This window comes from Terriglobales bacterium (assembly GCA_035454605.1).
Lineage (GTDB): Bacteria > Acidobacteriota > Terriglobia > Terriglobales > Acidobacteriaceae > DATMAB01.
Map to the genome: position 1 here is coordinate 34,848 of DATIGQ010000061.1, position 7,902 is coordinate 42,749.

Sequence of the window (7,902 nt, forward strand, 5' to 3'; positions counted from 1 at the left end):
GCTCACAGCGGGCCTTTGGCTTTTCTGGGAACATCAGAGTGGGAGTGGCAAGGAGGTTTTATGCGGAAGATGGCAGTCATTCTGGCGCTGACAGTCGCGGTATTGATGTTGGCTCCGGCGGCTCTTGCGGACGACGCCGCAGCTCTGTACAAGTCCAAGTGTGCGAGTTGTCACGGTGCTGACGGCAAGGCCAGCGCCATCGGCAAGAAGATGGGCGCCAAGGACCTGCAAGACCCGGAGCTCAAAAAGGCCACCGAGGCCGAGTGGATTGACATCACCACCAAGGGCAAGGCGAAGATGCCCGCGTACGACAAGAAGCTGACGGCCGACCAGATCAAGGCGTTGGTCGCCTACATGAAAGAGCTGTCGAAAAAGTAACCTTGCGGTACGATAACAATACAGCCCCCGTCCCCGCGTGGGACGGGGTTGATTTGAGGAGGATCTTGATGAGCCGGGCCATGATGGTTGTCGTTCTGACGGTATCGCTGCTGTTCCTCACCGCCGGAGCTGCGGCGGATGATGCGGCCGCGCTGTACAAGTCCAAGTGCGTGAGCTGCCACGCCGCCGATGGCAGCGGCTCGCCCATTGGCAAGAAAATGGGGGCGCGTGATTTTCACGATCCCGAGATCGTCAAGCTCACGGACCAGCAGCTTACCGACGCGATCAGCAAGGGCAAGAACAAGATGCCCGCCTACAACGGCAAGCTGACCGCCGACCAGATCAAGGGATTGGTCGCCCATATTCGCGACCTCCAGAAGAAGTAACCTCCCCAAGGTCTGGAACGGTAACTGAGCTTATGAACCCTCCGGGGGCCGACATCTCGCAGCCGCCACTGCCGCTCCGGCGGCGACTGGTGGAACTGCTGCTGGGCGGTGGGTTGTTGGCCTCCGCGGCTTCCTTTCTTTATCCCGTTTTGCGCTACATCGTCCCGCCGCCTTCGGCCGATCTCGGTGCCGACACCGTGGTGGCGGGCAAGGTGGGCGATCTGAAGCCCAACTCCGGCATGATCTTCCGTTTTGGCAGCCGGCCTGGGATCCTGATCTTCACCGCCGACCGCGAATACCGCGCTCTCTCCGCCACCTGCACCCACCTGGACTGCACCGTGCAGTACCGCGACGACCTGCACAACATCTGGTGCGCCTGCCACAACGGAATGTACGACCTGAGCGGCCGCAACGTTTCCGGACCACCGCCTCGGCCGCTGGAAGCCTACGAGGTTCACGTGCAGGGCGATGAGATCATCGTCAGCCGGCGCCAGAAGGCTTGACATGAAGAATCTCGTCACCCGTGCATACGAATGGCTGGATGAGCGGCTGGACCTCCAAGACCTCATGGCGCCCTTGCGCCACAAGACCGTCCCGGTCCACTACTACTCCTATTGGTACTACTTGGGTGGGATCACTCTCTTCCTTTTTCTGGTGCAGGTTTTCACCGGCATCCTGTTGTTGCTGTACTACCGACCCAGCGCCAACGAAGCCTTCGAAAGCGTGCAGTTCATCATGACCCGGGTGCAGTTCGGATGGCTCATCCGCTCCATCCACTCTTGGGCCGCCAACCTGATGATCTTTTTTGCCTTCGCTCACATGTTCAGCGTGCTGTTCCTGCGCTCTTACCGCAAGCCGCGTGAACTTACTTGGGTGAGCGGCATGGTGCTGCTGGTCTTGGCGATGGGCTTTGGCTTCAGCGGATACCTGTTGCCCTGGAACACTCTGGCGTTCTTCGCCACCAAGGTCGGCACCGACATCGTCCGCCAGGTTCCTGTGGTAGGCCACTGGCTCATGGTCTTCCTGCGCGGCGGCGAGGATGTCACCGGTGCCACCCTCAGCCGCTTCTTCGGCCTCCACGTGGCCGTGCTTCCCGGCATCACCACGCTGCTGTTGGCGATTCACCTTGCGCTCATTCAGCGTCAGGGAATCAGCGTGCCCGGCGGCATGGAGGGGGCCATGCACGCCCTGAAGTATCTGCGGAAGCATGACCCGGCAGCGGCGGAGCTGTGGTTGAAGCAGGCAGGAGCGCAGGCGGAACGCCGCGAGATGCCTTTCTTCCCCAACTTCTTCCTGCGGGAGCTGATGGCCTGGTACGTGGCCTTGGGAGTATTGGGCGCGCTGGCTGCGTTGGCTCCCTGGGAGCTCGGCACCAAGGCCGACGCCTTCGCCCCTGCGCCCGCGGGCATTCGCCCAGAGTGGTACTTCCTGTGGATGTTCCAGACTCTCAAGCTCATTCCCGCCAAGCTCGGTCCGCTCGATGGCGAGATGGTCGGCGTGCTGGCCTTCAGCGTGGCTGGAGGCCTCTGGCTCCTGCTCCCGTTTTTCGACCGTGGTGAGGGCCGTGGCTCCCGCTGGATTCTGGGCGCCGGCATCTTTGCCTTGGTCTACATGACCGCCATGAGCGTGTACGGCTACCTGGCTAGCTGATGCGACGCACCGACCAACTCGCTATCTTTGCGCTTCTGCTGTCTGTCTTTTGCCTGCCGGGCGGCGCTCCCCCGGCTCGGGCCCAGCAGGCCGACACCTGTCTCGATTGTCACGCTGAGTTCCCGGAACCCATCGGCGTCGCGCGGGAGAAGTTCGACGTAGATATCCATGCTCAGAAGGGCCTCACCTGCGCCAGTTGCCACGGCGGCGATCCCTCCAAGACCACCCCCGAGGAAGCCATGAGCCCGGCCGCCGGCTTCCGCGGACACGTGGACCGCAAGCAGGTGCCGGAGCTGTGCGCGCGCTGCCACTCCGACGGCGCCTACATGCGCCAGTACAACCCGTCCTTGCGCACCGACCAGCTCAGCCAGTACCGCACCAGCGTGCACGGCAAGCTGCTGGCCAAGGGAGACGACAAGGTCGCGGTCTGCACCGATTGCCACAGCGTCCACGGCATCCGCCCTGGATCGGACCCGCGCTCCAGCATCCACCCGCTCAACATCGCGGAGACCTGCTCCCGCTGCCATGCCGACGCCGCTTACATGCAGGCCTACAAGATTCCCACCGACCAGTACGCTTCCTACAAGGAGAGCGTGCACCACCGGGCGCTGGTGGAGCGCGGTGACCTGAGCGCGCCCACCTGCACCACTTGCCACGGCAACCACGGCGCTGCGCCGCCGGGTGTAGCTTCGGTGGAGTTCGTATGTTCAAACTGCCACGTCTTCCAGGCCCAGCTCTTCGATTCCAGCCCGCATAAGTCCGCCTTTGCGGCTGCCGGAGTCCCGGCTTGCATCACCTGCCACAGCAATCACCGGGTCGTGGCGCCGGGTGATGCCATGCTGGGCGCGGGGCCGCAATCGGCCTGCACGCAGTGTCACGTCGAAGGCGATGGCGGGTATACGGCGGCCGTCACCTTTCAGCGCCGCCTGGGCGATTTGCAGAATGCCATCCTGCGCTCCGATGAGGTTCTGGAACGCGCCGAACGGTTCGGCATGGAAGTGAGCGAAGCCAGGCTGGAACAGGGGCAGGCGCGTGACGCCCTCACCAAAGCGCGGGTCACCATTCATAGCTTTCAACTCGCGCGCGTGGAAGAAGACCTCAGCGCCGGTCTCAAGATTGCGGAGAAGACCCACCAAGACGGCCTGCGCGCTCTCCAGGAGCACGACTTCCGTCGCAAGGGCCTTGGGGTCTCTCTTCTAGCCATCCTGGTCGTGCTGGTCGCCTTGCGCCTCTACATTCGCCAGATCGAGTCCGGCCCGGGGAAGGGATCTGCCTGATGTTCCGCGGCCCGGCAGCCCTGAGTCTCCTGCTGCCGACCGCGATTGTGCTGGCGCTCACGGTGCCCGCTCCCGCCCAGACGTCCAAGGGGCTCGACTGCCTGGAATGCCATTCGGACGCGAGCATGGAAAAGCACGTGGACGCCAAGGTCTTCCAGGAATCCGTCCACGGCATCCTCTCCTGCGCCGACTGCCACACGGACATCACAGCGTTTCCCCACGAGCCTGCGCCTGCCAAGGTCGACTGTGGCACCTGCCACGCCGACGCCAGGCAGGCCTTCGAGACCGGCATCCACGCCCGGGCCGCGAAGACCGGCAACGGCAAGACGCCCACCTGCACGGCCTGTCACGGCGACCCGCACGCCATCAAGCCCTCGACCAATCCACTATCGCCCACTGCGCACGCCAACGTCCCGCAGACCTGTGGCAAGTGCCACAGCGATCGTTTCGTCGTGGAAAGCGGCGGCATCAGCACCCGCCCGTTCTTCTCCTATCAGGAGAGCGTCCACGGACGCGCCATCGCCGCCGGCAGGGAGAAGGCCGCGGTGTGCACGGATTGCCACCGCGCTCACGACATCCTCACCGCCGCCGACCCCAAGTCTCCCATTTTCAAGTTCAACGTCCCGCAGACCTGCGGGCAGTGCCACCAGGATGTCTCCCACGAGTTCATGGCCAGCATTCATGGCCGGGCCATCCAGCGCGGCAATTCGCAGGCGCCGGTGTGCACTGACTGCCACGGCATCCACCTCATCAAGGCGCACATCGACCCCACTTCCTCGGTCGCATCCCAGGCTCTGGCGCGGACTACGTGCGCCAAGTGCCATGAGGGCATGCGCCTCTCCGAGGAGTTTGGCGTTCCCGGCCACCGCGCCACCAGCTATCTCGACAGCTACCACGGCCTGGCTTCCCAGCTCGGTTCCGGCGTGGTGGCCAACTGCGCCAGTTGCCACGGGGTGCACAACATCCTGCCTTCTTCCGACCCGCGCTCTACCATCTCGAAAGAGAATCTGGTCAAGACCTGCGGCCAGTGCCACCCCGGCGCCAGTCAGAACTTCGCGGCCGGCAAGGTGCATCTGGATGTCCCCGTCTCGCGCGACATGGGCAGCCTGGGCACGCTCTGGGTGCGGCGCTTTTACATCGTGCTCATCGCCTTTACCTTGGGCGGGATGATTGTGCACAACGCCGTTCTCTGGCGCCGCCAGGCGCTGGTCCGGCGTGACCGGCGCCCGCGCCCCATCGTGCGCATGGACCGCAATCAGCGTATCCAGCACTGGCTGCTGCTTACCAGCTTCTTTGTCCTGGCCGCCACCGGCTTCGCGCTGAAGTATCCGGACTCCTGGCTGGCTTGGCTGCTGGGCTCGAATGAGACGGTTCGCCGCCTCGGCCATCGCGTCGCCGCGGTGGTGATGTTGCTGCTCGGCGCCTACCACGTCGGCTACATGCTGTTGACCCGCCAGGGCCGTCAGGGTTTGCGGGACTTCGCCCCGCGCGGCAAGGACGTCGCAGACCTCATCGCCAACCTGCGCTACCACCTGGGCCGTTCTTCCGCGAAGCCCCGCTTTGGCCGCTTCGGATACGCGGAGAAAGCTGAGTATCTGGCCGTGGTTTGGGGCACGGTTCTCATGGGCCTCACCGGCCTGATGATGTGGTTCGAGGTCGAGGTCGTCCGCCTGGTGCCGCGCTGGTCGGTGGACATCGCCACCGCCATCCACTTCTATGAAGCCATCCTGGCCGTCTCCGCGATTTTCATTTGGCACTTCTACCAGGTGATCTTCGATCCCAGTGTCTATCCCATCAATTGGGCATTTTGGGACGGTCGCGTCTCCGAGGACCACTACCGCGAGCATCATGCGCAGGCCTACGAGCAGATGCTGGAGCAGCCCGGAACCGATCCCGTCGCGGCGCCTGTGGAACCGTCGCAAGTCCCGCCGGCTGCGAAGCCCGAGGAGAAGCCAGCCGCTCCGCCTTCTGACGACAAGCCGGCACCGGACTCGTCTTGAGTTTCCTGCTGCGCCCGTCGCCCCGACTGTGAATAATAGTGGCTCGTCGAGATCATCGTATGCCTGAAGAAACCAAACCGACCTCCGCTGAACCTGCTGTTCCCCCGCGACCGCCGGGGTTGTTCCGCAACATCCTGAGCTGGATTGGCGCGGGGATTGCCCTCATCAGCCTGACCAACATCCTGTTTGTCCTGATGCTGGAGCTGTTCGGCGTCACGACCAATCCTTACGTCGGCATCCTCGCCTACATGGTGTTGCCCGCTTTCCTCGGTCTGGGCCTGGTGCTCATCCCCATCGGCATGCTGTTGGAGCGCCGCCGGCGGCGCCGGCATGCCGAAGCCGCGATTCCGGCTTATCCCCGCATCGATCTCAACCTCACACACCATCGCCACGCCTTTGCCTTCTTCCTGGTTTCCATGCTGGTGTTCTTGTCGCTGAGCGCGTTGGGCAGCTATCGCGCCTACGAGTACACCGAGACCACCGAATTCTGCGGGCAGCTCTGCCACTCGGTGATGCATCCCGAGTTCATCGCCTACCAGGCTTCGCCGCATGCCCGCGTGCGTTGCGTGGACTGCCACGTGGGGCCCGGCGCCACCTTCTACGTCAAGTCCAAGCTCTCCGGCGCCTATCAGATCTACGCCGTGACGTTTCACAAGTACCCCAAGCCCATTCCCACCCCGGTAGCCAATCTTCGTCCTGCGCAGGAGACCTGCGAGCAGTGTCACTGGCCGGAGCGCTTTTACGGCGCCCAGCTCAAGGTGATTACCCACTACGGCTCGGACGAGAGCAACACCCCGCGCCAGATCCGCCTGCTCATCAAGACCGGCGGCGGCAGCCCGACCACCGGTCTCACCGCCGGGATCCACTGGCACATGAACATCGCCAACGAGGTCACCTACATCGCCACCGACCCGCAGCGCCAGCAGATTCCGTGGGTGCGCATCAAGGACCAGCAGGGACGCGTCACCGAGTATCTGACGGAGGGCTCCGACCTCACGCCCGAGCAGATCAAAGCCGCTCCCAAGCGCCGCATGGACTGCATGGACTGCCACAACCGGCCGTCGCACATCTACTACCCGCCCGAGCGCTCCGTGGACGATTACCTGTTCGCGGGCAAGATCGACGCCACGCTCCCCTTTATCCGCCAGCAGGCGATCGAAGTGCTCAGCCAGAAGTACGACACCAGCGAGGGCGCGCGTGAAGCCATCGCCACCACCCTGGACCGCTTCTACCTCACCAAGTACCCGGACCTCTACAAGACGCGCCGGCCCGCCGTGCACCAGGCCATCGCCGGAGTGCAGCAGATCTACGCTTCCACCATCTTTCCGGAGATGAAAGTGGACTGGCGCGTCCACCCCGATAACATCGGCCACTTCTTCTATCCCGGCTGTTTCCGCTGCCACGACGGCCAGCACAAGAGCGTTGAGGGCAACGTGATCCGCAAGGACTGCGACATCTGCCACGTCGTCCTGGGGCAGGAGGAAGGCGGCGCGCCACTCACCACCGTCACCGGTAACCAGTTCCAGCACCCGGTGGACCTCGGTGATATCACCGCCGTCAACTGCGTCGACTGCCACACCGGCGGCGGCGGGCCGTAGCCTTGGGTGGCGGGCCGTGCGTGCGAACCCAGACCTCACTCCGCGCAGCGGAACAGGTTGCTCCCTCAGCCCCGCAGGGGCACAAGAGAATGTAGCCCACGGCGCAAGCTGTGGGTCAGAGAGGGAACAACCCCAGCCCCAGAGGGGCGATAGAACGGCTACGACACGGCCACGTAGGGCCGACGCAATAATCGTCTCCTGGAACGGTGGCGTCGTGCGGTGCTTTTCAATGATTCAATGACTGAATGATTCAATGAATCAATCCACCCTTTACAATCGCCCCATGGAGAAAAGCCTGCAGGAGACGTACTCGCCCCGCGGCATCTGCTTCGGCTGTGGTCCGGCCAACGAAAAAGGACTGCGCATTCGCAGCTTCGTCGGGGAGAAAACCGGCGAGGTCGTCGCCGAGTGGACGCCTGAGCCGCATCACCAGGCGTTTCCCGGCATGCTCAACGGTGGCATCATCGGGTCGCTGCTCGACTGCCACTCCAACTGGACCGCTGCCTGGTACCTGATGCGGCAAGCGGGCGCCTCCAGTCCTCCATGCACCGTCACCGCCGACTACGCCATCCGCCTGCTGCGCCCCACGCCCGTCGATGGTCCGGTGTGCCTG

8 protein-coding genes are annotated in these 7,902 nt (G+C 63.9%); all 8 read left to right on the top strand.

All coding sequences use genetic code 11. The features are described from left to right. Positions 1-60 precede the first annotated feature (60 nt). On the top strand, positions 61-378 hold the full coding sequence (locus tag VLE48_04190; protein ID HSA92187.1) for a cytochrome c: 318 nt from the start codon (positions 61-63) through the stop codon (positions 376-378). 80 nt (positions 379-458) lie between these two features. Then, positions 459-764 (top strand): cytochrome c, encoded by a 306-nt coding sequence (locus VLE48_04195; GenBank protein ID HSA92188.1) that lies wholly within the window; start codon positions 459-461, stop codon positions 762-764. A 32-nt stretch (positions 765-796) separates the two neighbouring features. After that, positions 797-1,267: a Rieske (2Fe-2S) protein gene (locus VLE48_04200; GenBank protein ID HSA92189.1), complete on the top strand. Its 471-nt coding sequence runs from the start codon at positions 797-799 to the stop codon at positions 1,265-1,267. 1 nt (position 1,268) lies between these two features. Next, entirely contained in the window at positions 1,269-2,414 is a 1,146-nt protein-coding gene (locus tag VLE48_04205) for a cytochrome bc complex cytochrome b subunit (GenBank protein ID HSA92190.1), read from the top strand. Further along, positions 2,414-3,691, top strand: coding sequence for a cytochrome c3 family protein (locus VLE48_04210; protein ID HSA92191.1), 1,278 nt, complete (start codon positions 2,414-2,416; stop codon positions 3,689-3,691). Before VLE48_04205 ends, VLE48_04210 begins: the two co-directional genes overlap by 1 nt. After that, positions 3,691-5,691 carry a cytochrome c3 family protein gene (locus tag VLE48_04215; protein HSA92192.1) on the top strand — a complete coding sequence of 667 codons (2,001 nt, stop codon included), beginning with the start codon at positions 3,691-3,693 and terminating at the stop codon, positions 5,689-5,691. Before VLE48_04210 ends, VLE48_04215 begins: the two co-directional genes overlap by 1 nt. A gap of 59 nt (positions 5,692-5,750) precedes the next feature. Further along, on the top strand, positions 5,751-7,289 hold the full coding sequence (locus tag VLE48_04220; GenBank protein HSA92193.1) for a NapC/NirT family cytochrome c: 1,539 nt from the start codon (positions 5,751-5,753) through the stop codon (positions 7,287-7,289). Between the two features lie 253 nt (positions 7,290-7,542). Beyond that, the coding region (locus VLE48_04225) for a PaaI family thioesterase (GenBank protein HSA92194.1) at positions 7,543-7,902 on the top strand (360 nt) is incomplete at its 3' end.